Consider the following 24068-nt stretch of genomic DNA (forward strand, 5'->3'; position numbering starts at 1 on the left):
TTGATGAATCCCTAGAAAATGCAGGATTTTTCTGTTTTAACGCACTAAAATATCAGTCTATTAGCATATGATAAATTTTTCCTTTTTGTACAAAAATGCTTAAAATCTACATAGAAATATGTAATGATAAGGGCAATAATGCATAGGGGGTTTTGATATGGGAAAGGCAGATGAAAAAGTAATTCGCTATCGTGGTAGCGAGCTTCATACGAAGGGGTGGCTTCAAGAAGCAGCGTTAAGAATGCTGATGAATAATTTGGATAAGGAAGTTGCTGAGCATCCAGATGAGCTTGTTGTTTATGGGGGAATCGGTAAAGCAGCACGCAACTGGGATGCATTTGATGCGATTGTTCAATCACTGAAAGAATTGGAAAATGACGAAACATTACTCGTGCAATCAGGAAAACCAGTGGCAATCTTTAAGTCGCATTTAGATGCACCAAGGGTATTAATTGCCAATTCAAATATTGTTCCAGCATATGCAAACTGGGGCACTTTCCATGAGCTTGATCAAAAAGGGCTGATGATGTATGGACAAATGACAGCAGGTAGTTGGATTTATATAGGTTCCCAAGGCATTGTACAAGGAACATATGAAACGTTTGCAGAACTTGCCAAGCAACATTTTAATGGTACATTGCAAAATACCATTACGGTAACAGCTGGGTTAGGTGGCATGGGAGGCGCTCAACCTCTTGCTGTAACGATGAATGGTGGTGTTTGTATTGCAATTGAAGTGGATGAAACACGTATCGATCGACGATTAGCAACACGTTATTTAGATGTTAAAGTGTATTCCCTTGATGAAGCTATTGAAACAGCTGAGAAGGCAAAGGCTGATGGGAAAGCACTTTCAATTGGTTTACTAGGAAATGCAGCAGAGATTTTGCCTACTATGATTTCTCAAGAATTTATACCAGATGTACTAACAGATCAAACATCTGCACATGATCCACTTAATGGCTATGTACCAGTAGGATACGAACTTGAGGAAGCAAGTAAGTTACGTGAAGGAAATCCAAATAATTATGTAACAAAATCAAAAGCATCGATGAAAGTACATGTTGAAGCGATGGTTACAATGATGGACAGAGGTGCCATTACATTTGACTATGGTAACAATATTCGCCAAGTAGCTGCGGATGAAGGATTGGATAGAGCTTTTGATTTTCCAGGATTTGTACCAGCGTATATTCGACCTCAATTTTGTGAAGGAAAGGGTCCGTTCCGTTGGGTAGCATTATCAGGAGACCCACAAGATATCTTTAAACTAGATGAAGTCATTTTACAAGAATTTAAAGACAATGAACATTTATGTAACTGGATTCGAATGGCACGCGAAAAAATCGAATTTCAAGGTCTACCTTCTCGTATCTGTTGGCTAGGCTATGGAGAGCGTGCACACTTCGGGAAGATTATTAATGATATGGTCGCTTCTGGAGAAATCTCTGCACCGATTGTAATCGGTCGCGATCATCTTGACTCTGGTTCAGTCGCTTCACCAAATCGTGAAACAGAAGCGATGCAAGATGGCTCAGATGTGGTAGCGGATTGGCCAATTTTAAATGCCCTCATCAATGCAGTTGGCGGTGCGACATGGGTGTCTGTTCATCATGGTGGTGGTGTCGGTATGGGCTATTCACTTCATGCGGGGATGGTGATTGTGGCAGATGGAACAAAAGAGGCAGGCGAGAGAATTGAACGTGTTTTAACAACTGATCCAGGGATGGGGATTGTACGACATGTTGATGCTGGATATGAATTAGCTGAAAAAACAGCGAAAGAAAAAGACATTCAAATACCAATGATGAAAAAGGATGAATCGAAATGACAAAACCTGTTTGGATTCAACACGCATCTCAACTTGTTACTATGCACATTCCACATCATGTGGGACCACGTTCAAAAGAGGCAATGTCTGAATTAGGAATCATTGAGGATGGGAGCATTTGGCTAGAAGACGGTGAGATTAGAGCAGTAGGGACAACAGAAGAACTTCAAAAATTCTATCAAACAAGAATAAGTGAAGCAGATGTAGTAAATGCATCAGGTCACCTTGTAACCCCTGGTCTAGTGGATCCACATACTCATGTAGCATTTGGCGGTAGTCGGGAACGCGAATTTGAAATGCGTTTAGAAGGTGCAAGTTATATGGATATCATGAATGCGGGTGGAGGGATTCATGCCACAACAAGAATGACGAGAGAAGCAACAGAAGCAGAACTTATCGAACAAACTGCCAAACGTCTCGATTCCTTTTTGGCACATGGCGTTACGACAGTAGAAGGCAAAAGTGGATATGGTTTGGATCTAGAAAATGAACTAAAGCAATTACGTGTTATGCAATTCTTACAACACCATCATGCCATTGATCTTGTACCAACTTTTATGGGAGCACATGCTGTACCGCAGGAATATAAGGGGAAAGAAGAAGCGTATGTTGAATATTTGATCAAAGAAGTATTGCCCGAAGTTGCGGAGCAAAAAATAGCTAAATTTAACGATGTTTTTTGTGAAGTAGATGTCTTTACACCAGATCAAGCTGAGCAAATTTTGCTAGCAGGGAAAAAATTAGGGCTAATGCCTAAAATTCATGCAGATGAGATTAAACCATATGGTGGTGCAGAACTTGCTGCAAAAGTAGGTGCTATTTCGGCAGAACATTTATTGAAAGCATCTGATGAAGGCATTGCGAAAATGGCGGAAGCTGGAGTTGTTGCTTGTTTGCTTCCTGCAACAGCTTTGTATTTGCGAGAAGAGGCAGCAAAAGGTCGTCAAATGATTGATCAAGGAGTTCCAGTAGCAATCTCAACTGACTGTAATCCAGGATCTTCCCCAACAACCTCGATGCCACTTGTCATGAATTTAGCGTGTATTTCGATGAGATTAACGCCAGCAGAAAGTCTTTGTGCAGCAACTTTTAATGCGGCTTGTGCTATTCAAATGGAAGATCGAATTGGTTCTATTGAAATCGGAAAACAAGCGGATATTGTGTTATGGAATGTGGAAAACTATCAGAAGCTCCAATATCTTTTTGGCGTCAATCATGTTCAAAAAGTCTGGAAAAAAGGTGTGAAAGTCATTGGTTAAACATTTTTTACAAAAACCTGAATGGAGCTGGAATGCTAAACAAATAGAAAAACAATTTGTACATCAGTGGATTGCCCAGGAAATGGATAGTCAGATTCCTGATGTAGTCCTATTTGGAGCACCACTATCACGTTCATCTATAAGTGTTTCAGGTGCTAGTCAATATCCTGAAGCATTCCGGAAAGCTTGGAAAGGTTTCACCACTTACAATTTAGATGAAGAGATAGATTTGACATCCTTACGTGTATTGGATTTAGGAGATGTCCACATGCATGTGACAGATATTCCACTAAACCATAGACGCATTGAAGAAACCATGAATTATGTAACCCAAGCATTTAAAAAATCCATTATTTGTACAATAGGTGGCGACCATTCGATTACGGCATGTACAGTCCGTGGTGTAAATGAAGCAATTCCAAATGAGAAAATTGGCATCCTTCAATTTGATACACACTTAGATGTAAGAGATCCTGCTGAAATTGGGCCAGCAAATGGTACACCAATCCGTCAACTAATTGACGAAGAAATTGTAGAAGGTCGGCATATTACAAATATTGGTCTACATGGATTTTTTAATTCTGTTGATCTTATACGTTATGCAAAACAACATCAAATTCAAATGATCCCCCTTAAGCGGGTGAGAGAAAAAGGGATTAAACAAATAATAAGCGAAGCTTTAGCTTATTTAGCGCAGCATGTCGATCGTATCTATGTCACCGTGGATATGGATGTATTAGATATTGCAAGTGCACATGGTGTTCCTGCTTCTACACCAGGAGGCATGCAACCAGAAGAATTATTTGCTGCTTTATTAGAGATAGGACAACATTCATCGGTTTCTCATATAGATTTTGTTTGTTTAGATCCTATGAGGGATACGGTTTCTCAAGCAACAGTCAAAACAGGCGTTTATGCATTTTTAACATGGTTAACGGGCATTCAAAAGGCAAGACTTGAAGGGAGATAGACACCAATGATTCAATTGGATGGCAAACAATTAACGATTGCAGATATGAAAGCTATATTATATGAAGATGAAAAAGTTGAGATTGCTGAATCAGCTCGTGCTGCCGTTGAGCAAAGCAGACTTGCAGTAGAACAGATTGTTAAACATAAAAAGACGGTTTATGGAATTAATACAGGTTTTGGCAAATTTAGCGATGTCAAAATTGCTGGTGAAGATACAAGATTATTACAACTACATTTAATTCGATCACATGCATGCGGAGTGGGTGAACCTTTTAGTGAAATCATCTCAAGAGCAATGGTTGTGTTACGTTTAAATGCATTATTGAAAGGGTTTTCAGGTATTCGATTAGAGGTACTTGAGCGTTTGGCTTATATGGTGAATCATCGAATTCATCCTGTTATTCCACAGCAAGGATCCCTGGGGGCATCAGGGGATCTTGCACCCCTTTCACATTTGGCATTAGTACTTGTTGGAGAAGGTTTTGTATGGCAGGACGGGAAATCAGCCGCATCAACAGAAGTTTGGCGAGAACATCAATTACAGCCGATTGAATTAGAGGCCAAAGAAGGTTTGGCACTTATAAATGGAACGCAAGCTATGACAGCACAAGGAGTAGTTGCTTATAGCGAAGCAGAAAAACTTGCATGTGATAGTGAATGGATTGCTGCCATGACAATTGAAGCATTACGTGGTATAACAGATGCATTCCATCCTGCGGTTCATGAAGCAAGAGGTTACAAAGAACAGATTGACGTAGCAACTCGAATGCGTGAATGGTTAAAAGATAGTGAGTTAACAACGGAACAAGGAGAACTTCGGGTACAAGATGCGTATTCTCTTCGATGTATTCCGCAAATTCATGGTGCTAGCTGGCAAGTATTAAATTATGTGAAAGAAAAACTAGAGATTGAAATGAATGCGGCAACAGATAATCCATTAATTTTTGACGATGGAAAGACCGTTATTTCAGGCGGTAATTTTCATGGTCAGCCGATTGCATTTGCGATGGATTTCTTGAAAATTGGTATGGCAGAATTAGCAAATGTTTCAGAAAGAAGAATTGAAAGGTTGGTAAATCCACATTTAAATGATGGACTTCCTCCATTTTTGAGTTCAGAGCCCGGCTTGCAATCAGGTGCAATGATTTTGCAATATGCAGCAGCAAGCCTTGTATCTGAAAATAAGACATTGGCACACCCAGCTTCAGTAGATTCCATTCCATCTTCAGCAAATCAAGAAGACCATGTAAGTATGGGAACAATCGGTGCTAGACATGCCTATCAAATTATTAAGAATTGCCGAAAGGTATTAGCGATAGAAGCGATATGTGCTGCACAGGCAATTGAATATAGAGGTGTTGATTATATGGCACCAAAGCTAGGTGGCAAATGGCAGGATGTTCGAAATGTTGTGCCAAGTATAAAAAAAGATCGAATGTTTAGCCAAGATATTGAACGCTTAGCAGATTATTTATGTCCATAATAGATATTTAGTCCTTCTTCGTAAGGACTAATGATTATGAAACTCTAGCAATCTTAAATAGATGTTACCGAGAAAGTAAAATTAGCTTAATTTTTATGATAAAAATCTTGTGTAACTATCTAGTTGAAGTGAAATTAGCGGAGAGTCCTCGAAAATGCATTCGCATTTTCTTCGTGCGATGTTCATTCAGTGAAGGTCATTCAATGTCCTGTGGGAAAACGAGCTAGATGAGACCCCGGAGCGCAGCGAGGAGGCTCGTCAGTTCGCCCACGGAAAGCGGAGCTAATTCCACTTCATCCATAAATAATAAGTAGAGTAGTAACCCTCTCCTAAACTATTTTTGGTATAATATGAACCTAACTAATAATAGTTTAGGATTGGAGCGTTTTATTTTGGAAAGTCAACCGCATATATTACTCGTTGATGGTATGGCACTTCTTTTTCGTTCGTTTTTTGCCACAGCGCCTATGCATCAATTTTTTAGAAAAGCAGATGGTACGCCTACAAATGGGGTACAAGGATTTGCTAGACATGTTTTAAGTGCACAAGCTCTTATGCAACCAACACACTTAGCGGTTTGTTGGGATATGGGGGAGCATACATTCCGTAATGAGCTATTTGATGGTTATAAAGCTAATCGTCCAGCACCACCGGATGAGCTAAAACCACAATTTGATATGGCTAGAGAAGTTTCAGAAATGATTGGTTGGAGAAATTTTGGAACAGTTGGGATGGAAGCAGATGATACCATCGGTTCTTTAATTCATAAATGGAAAGAGGATGCGAAGATTACTGTTGTCAGTGGGGATAAAGATTTACTACAGTTACTTAATCCGTCTACAACGATTGCTCTAACGAAAAAAGGATATACCGAATATAATGTATACACAGATCAACGGTTCAAAGAAGAGTACGAAATTGAACCTCCGTTATTTGCAGATGTGAAAGCTTTCATGGGAGATACAAGTGATGGTTATCCAGGTGTCAAAGGGATTGGACCAAAAACTGCATTGAAGCTCATCCAAACATACGGCTCAGTAGATGGTGTGTTAGAAGCATTAGAAGAGTTAAAACCTGGTCAACGTACTAAAATTCAAGATAATGAAGAAATGTTAAAGCTTTCTTTACAATTAGCTAGAATCAATACAGAAGTACCGATCGATGCAACAATAGACGATTGTGTGCTACCAATTTGGGATCAAGCTAAACTGGAAAAGCTTACAATGGAAGGATACTCACTTATTTCTCGTCATGCACGTTCATTGTTATAATCATTTCGGTGCAATTCTGATAAAGCTTACTATTTTACAATTTTTTTGATAGGAAATTTCTCGAATTTGGCTATCGCGATTGCGACCACCATTGTCATGAATAATTAAGAGGATATCATCATCCGTTTTTTCAAAACCAATTAGTGGAACCCAGTGATAGTTAAAATCCCCTTTAAAGAAAAAATGAAGAGAAAAGTATCGATCAAATTTCATAATAGCAGGGCGACCAGCCTCAATTTCTTTGAGAGCATCATTTAGACTACAATTGCGAACTTCAAAAGAGGGTCCAAGAATCTTTTTCATATTGCGCACCATTCGATATGAAAACAGTCCGATTCTTGTGCAACCAAGCAATTGATAGAGCTGATTGATGCTCTTTTGTCGTTTTTCAGGTTGTAAGTATTGGAGCAAAACATATGCAGTTGTGGGACCACAGGCGGAGTTTTGGTATTTTCTATTAACGGATGTTGCGTACTGTGATTGACCTTCTACGGGCAGTTGGATTCGCATTATTTTCCTCCGATTTTTTGATATGGAATAACTTTTAACTGTTTAGAGAATAAAATACTCACCAAAATGCAATCATTGCCAATGAATACAATACATATCTAAACTAATTCATTTTGTGGCACAAATCATACGGTCACTATTACTAAATCTACATGAAATTAACTTGAAGAGGAACTAAGTTGTATCAGATGTGGATACAATTTGTTTTTTCGCGGAAAACAGAGCCAATTTCGCGGAAGGCAGAATCGATTTCGTGGAAGGCAGAATCGATTTCGTGGAAGGCAGAATCAATTTCGCGGAAAACAGAGCCAATTTCGCGGAAGGCAGAACCGATTTCGCGGAAGGCAGAACCGATTTCGTGGAAAACAGAGCCAATTTCGCGGATAGCATTCATTATTCCAAGAATAGAAAGCACTAATCCATGAATAGCTGAATAAAATAAAAGACCTACCGAAAAGGTAGGCCACAAGAAAAAATTATTTTTGTGCATCCAAGAAAGTTGTTACATCTTGAGGAGATTTTGCATTTGCACTGTGTAGGTGAGCAAGTTTTTCTCCGCCTTTGAAGATTAAAAGGCTTGGAATACCCATTACTTGATATTTGTCAGATAGCTCTGGGAAATCATCACGATTGATTTCGTACCAAGTATATTGGTTATATTCTTCGATAATAGGATCGATGAACATATTCATACGTGAACAGTCAGGGCACCATCCAGCAAAGAATTTAACGATTACAGGTTGTGAAGATGAAATTACTTCGTTGAATTGTTCTTCAGATAATATTGGTTTCATTGTAAATCCCTCCTATCCACTTAGTCTACACGTTCTATAGGTTTGGGCGCTAGTAAATTGTTTGCAAAGAAATGATGATATGTGGTGTTCCAGCATTTTCATCTATTAATATAGTTATTTTGTACATTTTCTTATAAAATTTAGAGTTTTTCATTGCAGAATTTTGGCAAATAGTCTAAAATAAATTCCAGATAAGGAAGTTTTATTTTTTTTAACTTTAAAATGAATGAGCATTCATTCAAAAGGGGAAAGGGAGGATTTGCTCATGGCTTATCATATTAGAAAAGCAGCTGTACTTGGCTCAGGGGTGATGGGATCTGGCATTGCGGCGCATTTAGCGAACATCGGAATTCCAACATTACTGTTAGATATCGTTCCAAAAGAGCTTTTAAAAGAAGAGGAAGCAAAGGGATTAACGCTCGAAGATTCAAGTGTACGAAATCGCTTTGCTGCCGGAGCAGTGCAAAAACTATTGAAACAAAAACCTGCTCCATTAACAACGAAAAAAAGCCTAAATTTAATAACTGTTGGTAATTTAGATGATGATCTAGACAAATTAAAAGATGTTGATTGGATTATTGAAGTGGTTGTTGAAAACTTAGCCATTAAGAAAAGTTTATACGAAAAAATTGATGCCGTGCGCACACCTGGAACAATTATAAGTTCAAATACTTCAGGTATCAGTATTAACGCGATGGCTGATGGACGTTCAGAGGATTTCAGAAAGCATTTCTTAGGAACGCACTTCTTTAACCCGCCACGTTATTTAAAATTATTAGAAGTAATTCCTGCGCAAGATACACTGCCTGAAGTGGTCGAATTCATGCAACAATTCGGAGAAAACCGCTTAGGTAAAGGGGTAGTACTTGCAAAGGATACACCGAATTTTGTAGGTAATCGTATCGGGACATACGGTTTGCTCATCACATTACAAGTGATGAAAGAGAAAGGTTATTCAGTTGGAGAAGTAGACTCTGTAACAGGCCCACTAATCGGTAGACCGAAATCTGCAACACTTCGCACACTTGATGTAGTTGGATTAGATACTTTTGTACACGTAGCTAAAAACGTGTATGACAATACAACTGGTGAGGAACAAAAAGTATTTGAAGTTCCTGAATATCTCCAAAAAATGGTCGATAATGGATGGTTAGGTGCAAAGTCTGGTCAAGGATTCTTTGTGAAAAAGGGAAAAGAAATATTCGAATTGAATGTAGATACATTCGAATATGAACCAGTGAAAAAGCTGAAAACGCCGTCTATTGAAATGGCCAAACAACAAAAAGGTCTTGCTGCTAAAGTAAAAACACTAACTTATGCAAAAGACCGCACTGGCGAACTACTATGGAGTATATTCGCACCTACCCTTTTGTATTCTGCACAATTACTTGGTGAAATTGCAGATGATATTGTCGCAATTGACAATGCGATGAAATGGGGCTTTGGCTGGGCACAAGGACCATTTGAAATCTGGGATGCTATCGGTGTAAAAGAATCTATCGAAAAAATGCAAGTAGAAGGATATGAAATCCCAGCATTTACAAAGGCATTACTGGATAAAGGATATTCAAGTTTCTATTCTGAAGTCGATGGCGAATTGGCTTATTTTGATGGTAACGATTACAAACAAGTACCATTCAACGAAAAAGCAATTGACTTAAAACGATATAAGAAAAAACAGGGCGTACTAAAAAGTAATGCTAGTGCTAGTTTAATAGATTTTGGTGATCAAGTACTGTTATTAGAATTCCATTCAAAATCAAATGCACTTGGTTTAGATATCATGCAAATTTTAAACTATGCTTTAGATTTGTTGAGTAATTCGGATTATAAAGGAATGGTTATTGGTAACCAAGGCAAGAACTTCTCAGTTGGTGCGAATCTAGCCATGATTTTAATGGAAGCACAGGATGATAATTTAGCTGAATTAGATTATATTGTAAAAACATTCCAACAAGGTACTTTACGGATTAAGTATGCAGATAAACCTATTGTAACGGCACCATTTGCGATGACTCTTGGAGGTGGAGCTGAGGTTTGTTTACCATCTGCACATATTCAAGCAACAATGGAAACTTATATGGGATTAGTAGAAGTTGGTGTTGGCTTAATACCTGGTGGTGGCGGTAACAAGGAACTTTATATGAAACATTTAAAAGGGCTACCAAAAGGTGTAGAAATTGATCTTCAAGCTGTTGCAAACAAAGTTTTTGAATCCATTGCGATGGCAAAAGTTTCAGCATCTGGAGAAGAAGCAAGAGAAAATAATTTCTTAGACTTCGCAGATGGTGTAAGTGTCAACTCGGATCATCAACTATATGATGCAAAACAAGCAGTGTTGGCATTAGCTGCGGCAGGATATAAACCACCTTTACGAGAAAAAGTACCGGTTGTAGGCGAAACGGGTTATGCAACGTTATTGTTAGCGGCGCAAAACTTATTGCAATCAGGCTTTATAAGCGAACATGATCTATTTATTGCGAAGAAGTTGGCTTATGTTATCGCAGGAGGGAATGTCCCATACGGCACATTAGTGGATGAACAATACCTACTAAATCTTGAAAGAGAAGCATTCATTAGCCTTGTTGGGCATCCGAAATCGCAAGAGAGAATGCAACATATGCTCATGAAAGGAAAACCGCTACGTAACTAACAGTATGTAGCGACAAAGGGGGAAATCATATGCGTGAAGCCGTTATCGTAGCTGGTGCAAGAACACCGATTGGAAAAGCGAAGAAAGGATCATTAGCGACGGTTAGACCTGATGATTTGGGTGCTTTAGTCGTTAAAGAAACATTAAAAAGATCAGGATATGAAGGTCCAATAGATGATTTAATCTTAGGTTGTGCTATGCCTGAAGCAGAACAAGGCATGAACGTTGCACGTAATATTGGTGCACTGGCTGGTCTACCAGACACTACGCCTGCTATTACAGTGAATCGTTTCTGCTCATCTGGTTTACAAGCAATAGCTTACGCTGCAGAACGAGTGATGCTTGGTCATTCAACAGCCATTCTTGCAGGCGGTATCGAATCTATGAGTATGGTACCTATGATGGGAAATGTCATTCGTCCAAACGTGAAGCTGGCTGAAGAAGCACCACAATATTATATGAGTATGGGGCATACAGCTGAAGAGGTTGCTAAGAAATATGAAGTAAGTCGAGAGGATCAAGATGCATTTGCCGTTCGCTCACATGAACGTGCAGCAAAAGCAATTGCAGAAGGAAAGTTTGTTGATGAAATTGTTCCTGTAGAAGTAGAAAGACATTATGTGGATGAAAATAATAAACCACAGGTGAAAAAATTTACCTTCGCAATGGATGAAGGGGTTCGTGTAGGTACTTCAACAGAAACACTTGGGAAATTGCGTCCTGCATTCTCCGTAACAGGCAGCGTAACAGCAGGGAACGCGTCACAAACTTCAGACGGTGCTGGTGCTGTGCTAGTTATGGACCGTGAAGAAGCAGAAAAACAAGGCCTTAAACCAATGGCAAAATTCCTAGGCTTTACAGTAGGGGGCGTACCACCTGAAGTAATGGGGATTGGTCCAATAGTAGCCGTACCGAAAGCACTTAAAATCGCGGGTTTATCGATTGATGATATTGATTTATGGGAAATTAACGAAGCGTTTGCTTCTCAATCTATCCAAGTCGTACGTGAATTAGGGATTGATCTAGAAAAAGTAAATGTCAATGGTGGTGCAATTGCATTAGGACATCCGCTAGGTGCAACTGGTACAATCTTAACATTAAAGCTAATCCATGAGTTAAAACGTCAAGGTAAAAAATATGGCGTAGTCACAATGTGTATCGGTGGCGGTATGGGTGCAGCTGGCGTATTTGAAATTCTATAAAGTCATCCTTCAATTATAGTATTTTCTACTGATGTTTCCTCATTTTACGAGGTGGGAATCTTAGGGCACGATGTGGAATAAAATTCATCATTCAAACAAAGGGGAGAATTTAATATGACAAAAAATACACTAAACCTTATTAAAGGCGGTAGTTTTTTAACAGAAGATATTGATGCTGGACGGGTATTTACACCAGAAGATTTTACGGATGAACAAAAAATGATTGCTAAAACAACTGAAGATTATGTTCAAAATGAAGTGCTACCAGTTGTAGATAAATTAGAAAACCATGAATTTGAAAACTCTGTTCGTTTATTAAAAAAAGCTGGTGAACTTGGATTATTAGCAGCTGATGTACCGGAAGAATATGAAGGTCTTGGTTTAGATAAAATTTCTTCTGCTTTAATTGCTGAAAGAATGGCTGTTGCTGGCGGCTTCTCAATTACTCATGGAGCACATGTGGGAATTGGTTCACTTCCAATCGTATTATTTGGTAACGAAGATCAAAAACAAAAATACCTTCCTAAATTAGCTTCTGGTGAGTTAATTGCAGCATATGCATTAACAGAACCAGGATCAGGATCTGACGCTTTAGGTGCCAAAACAACTGCAAAACTTAATGCAGAAGGTACGCATTATATTCTAAATGGTGAAAAGCAATGGATTACGAACTCAGGATTCGCTGATGTCTTTGTAGTGTATGCAAAAATTGATGGTGATAAATTTTCAGCGTTTATCGTAGAACGTGCATTCCAAGGTGTATCTACTGGTGCGGAAGAAAAGAAAATGGGAATAAAATCATCTTCTACTCGTACACTGATTTTAGAAGATGTTCCTGTACCTGTTGAAAACTTATTAGGTGAAGTAGGTCGTGGACATGTGATTGCCTTTAATATTCTTAATATTGGTCGTTACAAATTAGGAGTAGGTTCAATTGGTGCTTCAAAACGTGCACTTGAATTAGCAATTACCTATACAAACGGGCGTCAACAATTTAATACACCTATTTCATCATTCAATCTAACAAAAGAAAAGCTAGCTACAATGGCTTCTAAATTATATGCTTCAGAATCTTTAATTTATCGTACAGTTGGATATTTCGAAGATCGCATGAGCCAATTATCTGAAGAAGAAAAGAAAGATGGTAAAGCAATTGCTGCGTCTATCGCAGAATATGCAATTGAATGCTCTATTAACAAAGTATTCGGTTCTGAAACGTTAGATTATATCGCAGATGAAGCGGTACAATTACATGGTGGTTATGGCTATATGCAAGAATACGAAGTTGAACGTATTTATCGTGATTCTCGTATTAATCGTATTTTCGAAGGAACAAACGAAATCAACCGTCTGATCGTTCCAGGTACTTTTGTGAAAAAAGCGATGAAGGGGGAACTACCACTTCTACAACAAGCACAAAGTCTTCAATCAGAACTGTTGTCTATGATGCCAGAAGAAATTAGTGATGAGCCATTAGCACAAGAAAAGTATTTAGTGAAAATGGCAAAGAAAATTGCATTACTTGCAGCTGGTACTGCAGTGCAACGTTTTGGTTCAAAATTAGAGGTGGAACAAGAAATATTGGTTAATATCGCTAATATTGCAAACCAATTATTTGCAATGGAATCAGTAGTTCTTCGTACAGAAAAAGCCATCACACGTGATGGCGTAGAGAAAGCTACACAAAAAGTTCTTTATACAGAAATCTTCAGTCAAGAAGCATTCGATGAGATTGAAAAAGAAGCAAAAGAAATCATTATTGCCTCTGCAGAAGGGGACGAAGCACGTATGTTGCTTTCAGCTTTGCGTAAACTTACTCGTTTCACACCATATAACTTGATTACGAAAAAACGCCAAGCTTCGGTTAAACTAATTGCGGTGGAAAAATATACTGTTTAACAAGAATGTATAATACACAAGGAATCCGGTTATGTTAATTCATGATCGGATTTCTTGCGTATAAATAAAAGACTCTCTACAATTGGAGGAGAAGAAATCCAGTTTAAAAGGAGCTTTTATATGACGATCAAAATGATTCACTATCCGAAATGTACAACTTGTAGAAAAGCACAAGCTTGGCTAAAAGAAAATGGTGTTGAATTTATTCCACAACATATTGTTGAAGAACCCCCTACAAAAGAAGAATTGGCAAATTATTGGAAAATAAGTGGCCTGCCATTAAAAAAATTCTTCAATACATCAGGAATGAAGTATCGTGAACTACAATTAAAAGATCGCCTTAAAGAAATGTCAGAAGATGAACAGTTAGATTTACTTGCTTCAGATGGAATGTTAATAAAAAGACCGATTGTCACAGATGGTCAAAAAATTACACTTGGATTTAAAGAAAATGAATTCGAAAATGTGTGGAAATAAAAAATTGAATGACTTGTTTTTATATTAGGAATATGTCAAAATTGAAATGTATATTAATACATATTTGGAGGGTTATTTAATGAGCATACCAGCAGAATTACGTTACTCAGAAGAACACGAATGGGTTAAAACAGAAGACGGTAAAGTCCGTATGGGTATTACTGAATTTGCACAATCTGAACTTGGTGATATCGTATTCGTTGAACTTCCTCAAGTAGGTGACGAATTAGTAGCAGATGAACCATTTGGTAGTGTTGAATCTGTAAAAACAGTTTCAGAACTATATGCACCAGTTTCAGGTAAAGTTATTGAAGTCAACGAAGAATTAGAAGACAACCCAGAATTCGTAAACGAATCTCCATATGAAAAAGCTTGGATGGTCGTTATTGAACCTTCTGATGCCTCTCAAATCGAAAAATTACTTACAGCAGAAAAATACGCAGAATTAATCGAAGAATAATAATCATAGTAAAAGCGCCACACTTTTGTGTTGGCGTTTTTATGTATATATCCTTTGAATTGGATCCATCCGTGGGGATATTACTGCACGTTAGTTAATGCGGGATAAACTGTAAGGAGGAATCGGCATGTCTGATAAAGTGCTCATTGTTGAAGGTAGGCAAGATAAATTGCAAATTCAACCCCTATTAGCAGAAGATATTCCAATACTTTGTACGAACGGAACAATTAGTGCAAGTAAATTGGAAGAGCTGATTTACCCCTATGAAGAATATGATTTATATGCATTTTTTGACGAAGATTATTCAGGTGATTGCTTACGTGCTTTGATGAAAAAAGAATACCCAGAAGCACGCCATTTGCGTACGCTTTCTTTATATAAGCAAGTAGAGGTGACACCTAGAAAATATTTGGCTAGAATATTATTAGCTGCAGATTTTAAGATTCATCCAGTGTATCTTACAGAATAGGAATGACTTTTGATGCAAGAATGGACAATAGAACAATGGGAGAATACAAAGAAAGCTAAACAATTAAGCGCATTCTATTTGTATACCCCTATGTGTGGTACATGTATGGTTGCCTCCAAAATGATGGAGGTATTGAGTCAGACTTTACCAGATATTCCTATGGGAAAAGCCAATTTAAATTATGTTGAGCAACTTGCATATGATTATAAAATTGAAAGTGTACCATGTTTACTCATTGCAGAAAATGGAGAGGTTCGAGAAAAAATCTATGCATTTCAATCTGTTTCGTATTTATTTGAAAAATTTCAAAAAAAGGATTGACGATACTGATTTAGAGTGGTAAAGTATCAAACATAAATTAAATAATTATTTACGTCGCTCTTATTTAGAGAGGTGGAGGGAAGTGCCCTATGAAGCCCGGCAACCGTCACATTGTGACACGGTGCCAATTCACGCAAAGTAAAACTTTGGAAGATGAGAGAACGGTTTTTCGTATAATGTACAAAAGACCCTTCTGCTAATCTTGCAGAAGGGTCTTTTTATTGATAGGGAAGCGTTCAGATAAAGGTTCTAGAAAATAGAATCTAAAAAGAAGGTGGTTTTGACAATGATTCAACTAGAAAATGTCGTAAAAAAATACAAAACCGCTAATGGATCTCTAACTGCAGTTAATGATGTTAATTTATCAATAAATGATGGTGAGATTTTTGGCATTATCGGTTACAGTGGTGCTGGTAAAAGTACCATGATCCGCTTACTAAACGGGTTAGAAAAACCTTCATCAGGTATCGTTACGGTAAATGGACAGAATATTTCAGCGATTAAGGGAAGAGAACTACGAAATGCTCGTCATAAGATTAGTATGATATTCCAACACTTCAACTTATTATGGTCCAGAACAGTTGAAGAGAATATTGCCTTCCCATTAGAAATTGCAGGTATGAGTAAAGCTGAAAGAGAAAAGCGTGTACTTGAATTAGTAGATTTAGTTGGTTTAAAAGGGCGAGAAAAGGCGTATCCTTCACAACTTTCAGGTGGTCAAAAACAACGTGTAGGGATTGCTCGTGCATTAGCCAATAACCCAGAAGTATTACTTTGTGATGAAGCAACCTCAGCACTTGATCCCGAAACAACTGATGCTATTTTAGAGTTACTAGTGAGTATCAATGAAAAACTTGGACTAACCATCGTTTTAATCACACATGAAATGCATGTCATCCGCAAAATTTGTCACCGCGTGGCAGTGATGGAATCTGGGAAAATAGTAGAACAAGGTAATGTTTTAGAAGTCTTCCAATCTCCACAAGCAGAAGTGACAAAGAAATTCGTATCTCAAGTGACGGAAACAGCAGGTCATAAAGAGTCGATTGCTCAAATGCTTGACAATTATCCAGAAGATCAACTAATTAAATTATTCTTTGTTGGTTCAAAAACCGAACAACCAGTTATTTCGCACCTCATTCGACAGTATGATGTGGATATTAATATCGTTCACGGGAATATCTCTCCTACCAAGAGCGGTCCGTATGGTACATTAATCGTTCGTATTGTAGGAAGCGATGACAATGTTGCAAAAGCTGTTCACTATTTAAATGAGCAAGGTATTAAAACGGAGGTGGTCAAGAATGCAAACAATTAATCATCTCTTTCCAAATGTAGATTGGGAAGCAATGTGGGAAGCAACAAGAGAAACCATCTATATGACCGCTTTTTCGACAATTCTTACATTTATCCTTGGATTATTAATAGGAATCTTGTTATTCCTTACAAGTCCAACTCAACTTTGGGCCAATAAACTGGTTAACTTATTAACGGGTTCTCTAGTAAATATTTTCCGATCCATTCCATTTATTATTTTAGTAATCCTTTTAATTCCATTTACAAAATGGATGTTAGGTTCTATTCGTGGGGCAAATGCAGCATTGCCAGCATTAATCATCGGCGCTGCTCCATTCTATGCTCGAATGGTTCTGATTGCTTTACGTGAAATTGATAAAGGTGTTATTGAAGCAGCACGCTCAATGGGCGCTAAAACTTGGACAATCATTTGGAAAGTACTCATTCCGGAGTCGCTACCTGCGTTAATTTCTGGTATTACCGTAACAGCGGTAGCATTAGTTGGTTACACTGCAATGGCTGGTGTAATTGGTGCAGGTGGTTTAGGGAACTTAGCTTTCATGGATGGTTTCCAACGAAGCCGTAACGATGTAACATTTGTCGCAACCGTATTGGTGTTAGTTATTGTATTTATCATTCAATTTATCGGAGACTTTATAACCGTTAAAACCGATAAACGCTAATTTGGTGTATACGTTTAAACGTTCACATAATGAAAAGAAAAGGGGCAAAAATCATGAAGAAACTTGTAGCAGGAATTCTAACAGCATCACTAGCATTAAGCTTAGCAGCTTGTGGCAGTGGTGATAAATCATCATCTGGTGATTCAAAAGAAACAAAATTAGTGGTAGGTGCTTCTAATGTACCTCACGCAGAAATCTTAGAAAAAGCAAAACCAATTCTTGAAAAAGAAGGCGTCGATTTAGAAATCGAAAAATACCAAGATTATGTCTTACCAAACAAAGATCTTGATTCAGGTGATTTGGATGCAAACTACTTCCAACACATCCCATACCTAGAACAACAAATTAAAGATAATGGTTATGATTTTGTAAGTGCTGGTGGAATTCATATCGAACCAATTGGGATCTACTCTAAAAAGTATAAAAAGCTTGATCAACTTCCAAATGGAGCAACAATCTTAATCAGTAACTCTGTTGCAGACCAAGGTCGTATTCTTACATTATTAGAAGCAAAAGGCTTAATCACACTTAAAAAAGGTGTAAATAAAGCGTCTGCTGAAATTAAAGATATCGCTAAAAACCCTAAACATCTAAAAATCGATGCAAAAACTGCACCTGAAATGTTAGTGCAAATGTATGAAAACAAAGAAGGAGACGCAGTTGTCATCAACTCTAACTTCGCGATTGATGCAGGCTTAACACCAACAAAAGACGCCATTGCACTTGAAGATAAAGATTCTCCATATGTAAATGTCATTGCTGTGAAAAAAGAAAACAAAAATAACCCTGCTGTGAAAAAATTAGTAGATGTACTACACTCTAAAGAAATTCAAGATTTCATCAAAAAGGAATGGAAAGGTTCAGTTGTTCCAGTATCAAAATAATGAATAGTGAACAAAATGAAGTTAGAGCAGAATTGCTCTAACTTTTTTTGTTATTGAAACTGAGATAATCTAGAAAAGAAATTACTAACAAATGATAAAAAGGTCTTTTCAGAAGGTGATAGTTCGCGATTGATTGGAAAAATAATGCCAACATTACGTGTGAATGGTGGTTCGACTAATGTTAGTTTGGATGTACGACGTGGTGTAGCATCATAGAATGCACTTTCTGGTAAAAGACTAACCCCTATACCTGCTGCTACTAGGCCCTTTAGAGCGTCCATATCTTCTCCTTCTGAGCTAACCTTTGGTGTAAAGCCAACAGATTTACATGCTTCTACTGCAACTTTGTTTAAGATGAAATCTTTTGGGAACAATACGAAACCATCGTTACGTAAGTCTGTTAACTGGATATCACCTTTGTTTGCTAATGGGTGCGTATCAGGAACAAGAGCGGCAATATTTTCTGTAAATAATATTTTTGTATTGATGTATTCATCTCTAGCAGGAACTGGCCCTAAGAATGCTAAATTCAATTCACGTTCCTTGACAGCATTTATGAGATAACGATAGGAACCTTGTCTTAGATGAAATGAAACACTAGGATGTTCTTTTTTAAATGCTGAAATGACTGTTGGTAAAAGAAAGCTTGCAAGACTTGTTGGAAACCCGATTTTAATCGTTCCTTTTTCAGGGTTCAAATATTCATCCACTTGTTTTTTGGCAAAGTCAATTGCTTGTAACGCAGCGATTGTATGTTCAAGGAAAGTCTTACCAATTGGTGTCAGTTTTACATTTCTTCCGACACGTTCAAATAATTCAATCCCTAACTCTTCCTCTAAATTGGCAATTTGCCGGCTGACTGCTGATTGTGCTACATGTAAATTTTCCGCAGCTTCGGAAATATGCTCTCGTTCAGCAACAGCTACAAAGTACCGCAGTTGTCGTAATTCCACGTCATGTCATCTCCTAATTATCTATTTTATAGATTAATCCTATCCAAATTATATATTGTTTATATGAATTTGAAAAACTAAAATATATTTAAGTTATTTTTTATATATAAAGGAGGGAATCATATGACATTTCACCAAATTCCAACAGCACAAGGTTTATACTCTCCACAATTAGAACATGATGCATGTGGTATCGGTCTTTATGCTCAATTGCAGGGTAAAGCAACACATGACATCGTGATGAAAGGCTTGGAAATGTTATGTAGATTAGATCATAGAGCTGGTCGTGGAAGTGACGGTAAAACTGGAGATGGATCTGGATTAATGGTCCAAATACCAGATACCTTTTTCCGTGACGTTTGTATAGATTGGACATTACCTGCTGTAGGACAATATGGCGTAGGGATGTTATTTTTTGATCGTAATGATCAAGTACAACAGGAAATTGAAAGTAAACTAAACGATTTCATTACAGCAGAAGGTCAAGAATTACTTGGTTGGCGTACGGTACCAACTAATCCTGAACAACTAAGCGATATAGCCAAGGAAACTGCACCAGTTGTTCGTCAAGTATTTATCAAGGCTGTTCATACAAATGATTCTCTTGCTTTTGAAAGAAAACTATATCTGATTCGTAAACAAACTGAGTTGTGGGCGAAGGATCATGGCAAAGAATTTTACTGTGCTAGCATGTCAAGTCGAACAATGGTATTTAAAGGATTGTTAGCACCAGAAGAAGTTGTTGAGTTTTATCTTGATTTACAAGATGAACGATTCACTTCAGCTTTTTCGATGGTTCACTCACGCTATAGTACAAATACATTTCCTTCTTGGGAACGTGCCCATCCTAATCGTTATATAATTCACAATGGTGAGATTAATACATTAAGAGGTAACATCAACTGGATGAAAGCTCGTGAACAACAATTTATCTCAGATGCATTTGGTGAAGACCTTGATAAAGTTTTACCGATTATAGATCATAATGGTAGTGACTCATCAATGCTAGATAATGCGTTTGAATTCTTCGTATTAGCGGGTCGTACACCTGCACAAACAGCTATGATGATGATTCCAGAACCATGGACGGAAAATCCACATATTTCAGATGAAAAAAAGGCGTTTTATCAGTACCAAAGCTGTTTAATGGAACCTTGGGATGGACCAACAGCTATTTGCTTCACAGATGGCAAACAAATTGGTGCGATACTTGATCGTAATGGTTTACGACCTGCACGCTATTATGTCACAAAGGATGATTACATTATCTTCTCTTCAGAAGTTGGTGTAGTTGATATTGAGGAAGAAAATATTGTTTATAAAGAACGTTTAAGCCCGGGGAAAATGTTGCTTGTCGATTTAGAACAAGGACGGATCATTTCAGATGAAGAGTTAAAATCTGAAATAGCAAAGGCACAACCGTATGCAAACTGGTTAGAAGAAAACCTTGTTGTGGTTGAGCCTTCAGATGAACAACCTGAAGCAATAAATGACTTACTATTCAGACAAAAAGTATTTGGTTATACACATGAGGACGTACAAAAATATATCGTACCAATGATTGCAGGAGGAAAAGACCCGCTTGGTTCAATGGGGAATGATGCACCACTAGCTGTCTTATCTGACAAACCACAATCATTATTTAATTATTTCAAACAATTATTTGCACAAGTAACAAACCCACCAATTGATTCGATTCGTGAGCATATTGTGACTTCAACGATGACGATGCTAGGAGCAGAAGGGGATTTACTACAACCAAGCGCAGAAAATTGTCATCGAATCTTTTTAGAAACACCTGTGTTGACGAATAGTCAATTCCAACAGTTAAAAACACAGGATCCATTTACTATGGCAGTTATAGATTTAACAATGTCAGAAGATTTGGAAAAGGATTTAGCAAGACTCGTAAAAGAAGTGGATGAAGCAATTGCAAAAGGGGTTCAATTGCTAGTTCTATCAGACAGAGCATTAAGTGTAGATAAGCCAATGATTCCAATATTACTTGCAGCAAGCAGTGTTCATCAACATCTAGTACAAACGGGGCAACGTACAAAAGCGAGCATCCTTGTTGAAACAGGTGAAACGAGAGAAGTCCATCATTTTGCTGCATTAATTGGTTATGGTGTTGATGCAATATATCCATACTTAGCATTTGCTACATTAGCAAATGCTATTGAAGATGGTCATATTCAATACAGTTATGAAGATGCTGTAAAACGTTATGTGAAAGCAACATCAGAAGGTGTTGTAAAAGTAATGTCCAAAATGGGAATCTCTACAGTTCAAAGTTATCGTGGAGCCCAAATCTTTGAGGCAGTTGGTATTAGTAAAGAAGTGATTGAGAAATACTTTACTGGAACTATATCAAAACTAGATGGTATCGATTTACCAACAATCGCAAAAGAAGCGATGAAATTACATGAAGCAGCTGTTCAATCAATTGAACGCGTATTGCCAACAGGTAGTAGCTTCCAGTGGCGTAGTAATGGTGAACATCATGCGTTCAATCCAAAAACAATCCATACATTGCAACAAGCTACACGTAATGGGGACTTTGGTTTATATCATCAATACGCTGAAATGGCAAACGAAGAACAAATTGGTTTCTTGAGAAATCTATTAACCTTTAAAAAAGCGGATTATAAAATTCCTTTAGAAGAAGTTGAATCAGCGGAATCTATCGTGAAACGCTTTAAAACAGGTGCTATGTCTTATGGATCAATCAGTCAAGAAGCTCATGAAACACTAGCAATTGCTATGAATAGAATTGGTGGTAAAAGTAATAGTGGTGAAGGTGGAGAACATCCAAGTCGCTATGAATTAGATGAAAATGGTGATAATCGAAGAAGTTCCATTAAGCAAATTGCTTCTGGTCGATTCGGGGTAAAAAGCCACTATTTAGTCAATGCTAACGAGTTACAAATCAAAATGGCACAAGGGGCAAAACCAGGTGAAGGTGGTCAACTTCCAGGTAATAAGGTTTATCCTTGGGTTGCAGATGTTCGTGGATCTACTACAGGTGTTGGATTAATCTCACCACCACCACATCATGATATTTATTCTATTGAAGATATGGCAGAACTAATTCATGATTTAAAAAATGCTAATCGTGATGCTAGAATCAGCGTTAAACTTGTTGCAAAATCAGGTGTTGGTACGATTGCAGCTGGTGTAGCGAAAGGGGCAGCTGATGTCATTGTTATTAGTGGTTATGATGGTGGTACTGGTGCTTCTCCAAAAACAAGTATTAAGCACACTGGTCTTCCTTGGGAATTAGGATTATCAGAAGCACATCAAACATTGATGTTAAATGGACTTCGTGACAGAGTAACATTAGAAACAGATGGTAAATTAATGACAGGAAAAGATGTTGTCATGGCAGCGTTACTGGGTGCAGAAGAGTTCGGTTTTGCAACTGCTCCATTAATTGTCCTTGGGTGTGTTATGATGCGTGCTTGTCACTTAGATACATGCCCAGTTGGTATTGCTACTCAAAATCCAGAGCTTCGTAAGAAATTCATGGGAACAGCAGATCATGTTGTAAACTTCATGATGTTTGTAGCAGAAGAAGTTCGTGAGTATATGGCGATTCTTGGATTTAGAACATTTGAAGAAATGGTTGGTCGTACAGATGTATTAGAAGTAAGCAATCGTGCGAAAAAACATTGGAAAGCCAGTCAATTGGATTTAGCAGCCATTTTACATCAAGTTGAAGGACCTAGAACAAAACAAGTTGAACAAAATCACAAAATTGATCAATCACTTGATTTACGTGAGATTCTTGCAAAAGTGGAAGATGCAATTGTGAATGAAAACCCAATTTCACTGCACTATCCAATTAAAAACACAGATCGTGTTGTTGGTACAATTGTCGGAAGTGAAATTTCAAAACGTTACGGAGAAAGAGGACTTGTTGATGAAACCATTACGTTGAATTTTACAGGTTCTGCTGGTCAAAGTTTTGGTGCATTTATTCCAAAAGGAATGTTAATGCATGTTGATGGGGATGCAAATGATTACTTCGGTAAAGGTTTATCAGGTGGTAAAGTTGTTGTTAGCTCACCAGTACGAGGACAAGCGGAAACGAATGTAATTGCAGGTAACGTTTGCTTATATGGTGCAACAAGTGGTGAAGCATATATTAATGGTCGTGCTGGAGAACGTTTTGCCGTTCGAAATAGTGGGGCAAATGTTGTAGTTGAAGGTATTGGTGATCATGGCTGTGAATATATGACAGGAGGCCATGTTGTAATATTAGGGGATGTTGGTAAAAACTTCGGTGCTGGTATGTCAGGTGGTATTGCCTATGTATTACCAGAAGATCTTCAAGCTTTTAAAGCAAAATGTAATCCGGAAATGATAAGTTTTGAGGGGATTCATTCTAAAGAGGATGAGGCAGTGCTACATCAACTCTTAGAACAACATGTACACTACACAGAGAGTACAAAAGCAAAAGAAATTTTAAATAACTGGACACAGTATGTAGGACAATTTATCAAAGTAGTTCCAACCGATTATAAGAAAATGTTAGAACGAATCAACGAATTTGAAGCGCAAGGATTATCAGAAGATCAAGCAACGATGAAAGCATTTTTAGCAAATTCACCAAAAAAGGATTTAGTGCTTTCCAATAAATAGTGAGGAGGGG

Annotated in this window: 20 protein-coding genes and 1 riboswitch; of the genes, 16 read left to right on the forward strand and 4 right to left on the reverse strand. The window is 37.7% G+C overall.

What is annotated here, in order from left to right:
• Positions 1–157: 157 nt before the first annotated feature.
• The 5 genes from hutU to CEF14_RS18495 all read left to right on the forward strand — a co-directional run bounded on the left by hutU (position 158) and on the right by CEF14_RS18495 (position 6816).
• Positions 158–1831, forward strand: a complete 1674-nt coding sequence (gene hutU / locus CEF14_RS18475) for a urocanate hydratase (RefSeq protein WP_102694178.1) — start codon at positions 158–160, stop codon at positions 1829–1831.
• Positions 1828–3090, forward strand: a complete 1263-nt coding sequence (gene hutI / locus CEF14_RS18480) for an imidazolonepropionase (protein ID WP_102694179.1) — start codon at positions 1828–1830, stop codon at positions 3088–3090. Before hutU ends, hutI begins: the two co-directional genes overlap by 4 nt.
• Entirely contained in the window at positions 3083–4060 is a 978-nt protein-coding gene (locus CEF14_RS18485) for an agmatinase family protein (RefSeq protein WP_170061544.1), read from the forward strand. Before hutI ends, CEF14_RS18485 begins: the two co-directional genes overlap by 8 nt.
• Before the next feature lie 6 nt (positions 4061–4066).
• A complete protein-coding gene (hutH, locus tag CEF14_RS18490) occupies positions 4067–5545 on the forward strand; it encodes a histidine ammonia-lyase (protein WP_102694180.1) in 1479 nt (492 codons plus the stop codon).
• 350 nt (positions 5546–5895) lie between these two features.
• Complete coding sequence (locus tag CEF14_RS18495) at positions 5896–6816, forward strand: 5'-3' exonuclease (RefSeq protein ID WP_102694181.1); 921 nt, start codon at positions 5896–5898, stop codon at positions 6814–6816.
• On the opposite strand, the gene CEF14_RS18500 is transcribed toward CEF14_RS18495, so the two are convergent.
• The 3 genes from CEF14_RS18500 to CEF14_RS18510 form a co-directional block, all read right to left on the reverse strand.
• Positions 6817–7326: a C39 family peptidase gene (locus CEF14_RS18500; protein ID WP_102694182.1), complete on the reverse strand. Its 510-nt coding sequence runs from the start codon at positions 7324–7326 to the stop codon at positions 6817–6819.
• A 184-nt stretch (positions 7327–7510) separates the two neighbouring features.
• Entirely contained in the window at positions 7511–7795 is a 285-nt protein-coding gene (locus CEF14_RS18505; RefSeq protein WP_170061545.1) for a BAR domain-containing protein, read from the reverse strand.
• A 7-nt stretch (positions 7796–7802) separates the two neighbouring features.
• A complete protein-coding gene (locus CEF14_RS18510) occupies positions 7803–8120 on the reverse strand; it encodes a thioredoxin family protein (protein ID WP_102694184.1) in 318 nt (105 codons plus the stop codon).
• A 265-nt stretch (positions 8121–8385) separates the two neighbouring features.
• Here CEF14_RS18510 and CEF14_RS18515 point away from each other — a divergent pair, with 265 nt between their 5' ends.
• The 10 genes from CEF14_RS18515 (at position 8386) to CEF14_RS18560 (ending at position 18464) form a co-directional block, all read left to right on the forward strand.
• A complete protein-coding gene (locus CEF14_RS18515; protein WP_102694185.1) occupies positions 8386–10773 on the forward strand; it encodes a 3-hydroxyacyl-CoA dehydrogenase/enoyl-CoA hydratase family protein in 2388 nt (795 codons plus the stop codon).
• Between the two features lie 29 nt (positions 10774–10802).
• A complete protein-coding gene (locus tag CEF14_RS18520) occupies positions 10803–11975 on the forward strand; it encodes an acetyl-CoA C-acetyltransferase (protein WP_102694186.1) in 1173 nt (390 codons plus the stop codon).
• A gap of 114 nt (positions 11976–12089) precedes the next feature.
• Positions 12090–13874 carry an acyl-CoA dehydrogenase family protein gene (locus CEF14_RS18525; RefSeq protein WP_102694187.1) on the forward strand — a complete coding sequence of 595 codons (1785 nt, stop codon included), beginning with the start codon at positions 12090–12092 and terminating at the stop codon, positions 13872–13874.
• 120 nt (positions 13875–13994) lie between these two features.
• Positions 13995–14351, forward strand: a complete 357-nt coding sequence (locus tag CEF14_RS18530) for an arsenate reductase family protein (protein WP_102694188.1) — start codon at positions 13995–13997, stop codon at positions 14349–14351.
• Positions 14352–14430: 79 nt separating this feature from the next.
• Positions 14431–14811, forward strand: coding sequence for a glycine cleavage system protein GcvH (gcvH, locus tag CEF14_RS18535; RefSeq protein ID WP_102694189.1), 381 nt, complete (start codon positions 14431–14433; stop codon positions 14809–14811).
• A 127-nt stretch (positions 14812–14938) separates the two neighbouring features.
• A complete protein-coding gene (locus CEF14_RS18540; RefSeq protein ID WP_102694190.1) occupies positions 14939–15280 on the forward strand; it encodes a toprim domain-containing protein in 342 nt (113 codons plus the stop codon).
• Positions 15281–15292: 12 nt separating this feature from the next.
• Positions 15293–15601, forward strand: coding sequence for a thioredoxin family protein (locus CEF14_RS18545; RefSeq protein ID WP_102694191.1), 309 nt, complete (start codon positions 15293–15295; stop codon positions 15599–15601).
• 57 nt (positions 15602–15658) lie between these two features.
• Positions 15659–15761: riboswitch (SAM riboswitch) on the forward strand.
• Positions 15762–15887: 126 nt separating this feature from the next.
• Positions 15888–16919 carry a methionine ABC transporter ATP-binding protein gene (locus CEF14_RS18550; RefSeq protein ID WP_102694192.1) on the forward strand — a complete coding sequence of 344 codons (1032 nt, stop codon included), beginning with the start codon at positions 15888–15890 and terminating at the stop codon, positions 16917–16919.
• A complete protein-coding gene (locus CEF14_RS18555) occupies positions 16906–17580 on the forward strand; it encodes a methionine ABC transporter permease (protein WP_102694193.1) in 675 nt (224 codons plus the stop codon). The genes CEF14_RS18550 and CEF14_RS18555 overlap by 14 nt, the downstream gene beginning before the upstream one ends.
• 53 nt (positions 17581–17633) lie before the next feature.
• Positions 17634–18464 (forward strand): MetQ/NlpA family ABC transporter substrate-binding protein, encoded by an 831-nt coding sequence (locus CEF14_RS18560; protein ID WP_102694194.1) that lies wholly within the window; start codon positions 17634–17636, stop codon positions 18462–18464.
• A 50-nt stretch (positions 18465–18514) separates the two neighbouring features.
• Here CEF14_RS18560 and CEF14_RS18565 read toward each other — a convergent pair whose 3' ends face one another.
• Complete coding sequence (locus CEF14_RS18565) at positions 18515–19417, reverse strand: LysR family transcriptional regulator (RefSeq protein WP_102694195.1); 903 nt, start codon at positions 19415–19417, stop codon at positions 18515–18517.
• A 123-nt stretch (positions 19418–19540) separates the two neighbouring features.
• Here CEF14_RS18565 and gltB point away from each other — a divergent pair, with 123 nt between their 5' ends.
• Positions 19541–24058, forward strand: coding sequence for a glutamate synthase large subunit (gene gltB / locus CEF14_RS18570; protein ID WP_102694196.1), 4518 nt, complete (start codon positions 19541–19543; stop codon positions 24056–24058).
• Positions 24059–24068 lie beyond the last annotated feature (10 nt).

The sequence above is a fragment of the Rummeliibacillus pycnus genome, assembly GCF_002884495.1.
Lineage (GTDB): Bacteria > Bacillota > Bacilli > Bacillales_A > Planococcaceae > Rummeliibacillus > Rummeliibacillus pycnus.

What these genes read in the sequence shown, in the direction of transcription:
- CEF14_RS18540 (WP_102694190.1), top strand. Translation starts at nt 14,939, where the DNA reads ATGTCTGATAAAGTGCTCATTGTTGAAGGTAGGCAAGATAAATTGCAA.
- CEF14_RS18530 (WP_102694188.1), top strand. Translation starts at nt 13,995, where the DNA reads ATGACGATCAAAATGATTCACTATCCGAAATGTACAACTTGTAGAAAA.
- hutH (WP_102694180.1), top strand. Translation starts at nt 4,067, where the DNA reads ATGATTCAATTGGATGGCAAACAATTAACGATTGCAGATATGAAAGCT.
- CEF14_RS18550 (WP_102694192.1), top strand. Translation starts at nt 15,888, where the DNA reads ATGATTCAACTAGAAAATGTCGTAAAAAAATACAAAACCGCTAATGGA.
- gcvH (WP_102694189.1), top strand. Translation starts at nt 14,431, where the DNA reads ATGAGCATACCAGCAGAATTACGTTACTCAGAAGAACACGAATGGGTT.
- CEF14_RS18520 (WP_102694186.1), top strand. Translation starts at nt 10,803, where the DNA reads ATGCGTGAAGCCGTTATCGTAGCTGGTGCAAGAACACCGATTGGAAAA.
- CEF14_RS18545 (WP_102694191.1), top strand. Translation starts at nt 15,293, where the DNA reads ATGCAAGAATGGACAATAGAACAATGGGAGAATACAAAGAAAGCTAAA.
- CEF14_RS18510 (WP_102694184.1), bottom strand. Translation starts at nt 8,120, where the DNA reads ATGAAACCAATATTATCTGAAGAACAATTCAACGAAGTAATTTCATCT.
- hutI (WP_102694179.1), top strand. Translation starts at nt 1,828, where the DNA reads ATGACAAAACCTGTTTGGATTCAACACGCATCTCAACTTGTTACTATG.
- CEF14_RS18525 (WP_102694187.1), top strand. Translation starts at nt 12,090, where the DNA reads ATGACAAAAAATACACTAAACCTTATTAAAGGCGGTAGTTTTTTAACA.
- hutU (WP_102694178.1), top strand. Translation starts at nt 158, where the DNA reads ATGGGAAAGGCAGATGAAAAAGTAATTCGCTATCGTGGTAGCGAGCTT.
- CEF14_RS18515 (WP_102694185.1), top strand. Translation starts at nt 8,386, where the DNA reads ATGGCTTATCATATTAGAAAAGCAGCTGTACTTGGCTCAGGGGTGATG.
- gltB (WP_102694196.1), top strand. Translation starts at nt 19,541, where the DNA reads ATGACATTTCACCAAATTCCAACAGCACAAGGTTTATACTCTCCACAA.
- CEF14_RS18560 (WP_102694194.1), top strand. Translation starts at nt 17,634, where the DNA reads ATGAAGAAACTTGTAGCAGGAATTCTAACAGCATCACTAGCATTAAGC.
- CEF14_RS18500 (WP_102694182.1), bottom strand. Translation starts at nt 7,326, where the DNA reads ATGCGAATCCAACTGCCCGTAGAAGGTCAATCACAGTACGCAACATCC.
- CEF14_RS18495 (WP_102694181.1), top strand. Translation starts at nt 5,896, where the DNA reads ATGAACCTAACTAATAATAGTTTAGGATTGGAGCGTTTTATTTTGGAA.
- CEF14_RS18555 (WP_102694193.1), top strand. Translation starts at nt 16,906, where the DNA reads ATGCAAACAATTAATCATCTCTTTCCAAATGTAGATTGGGAAGCAATG.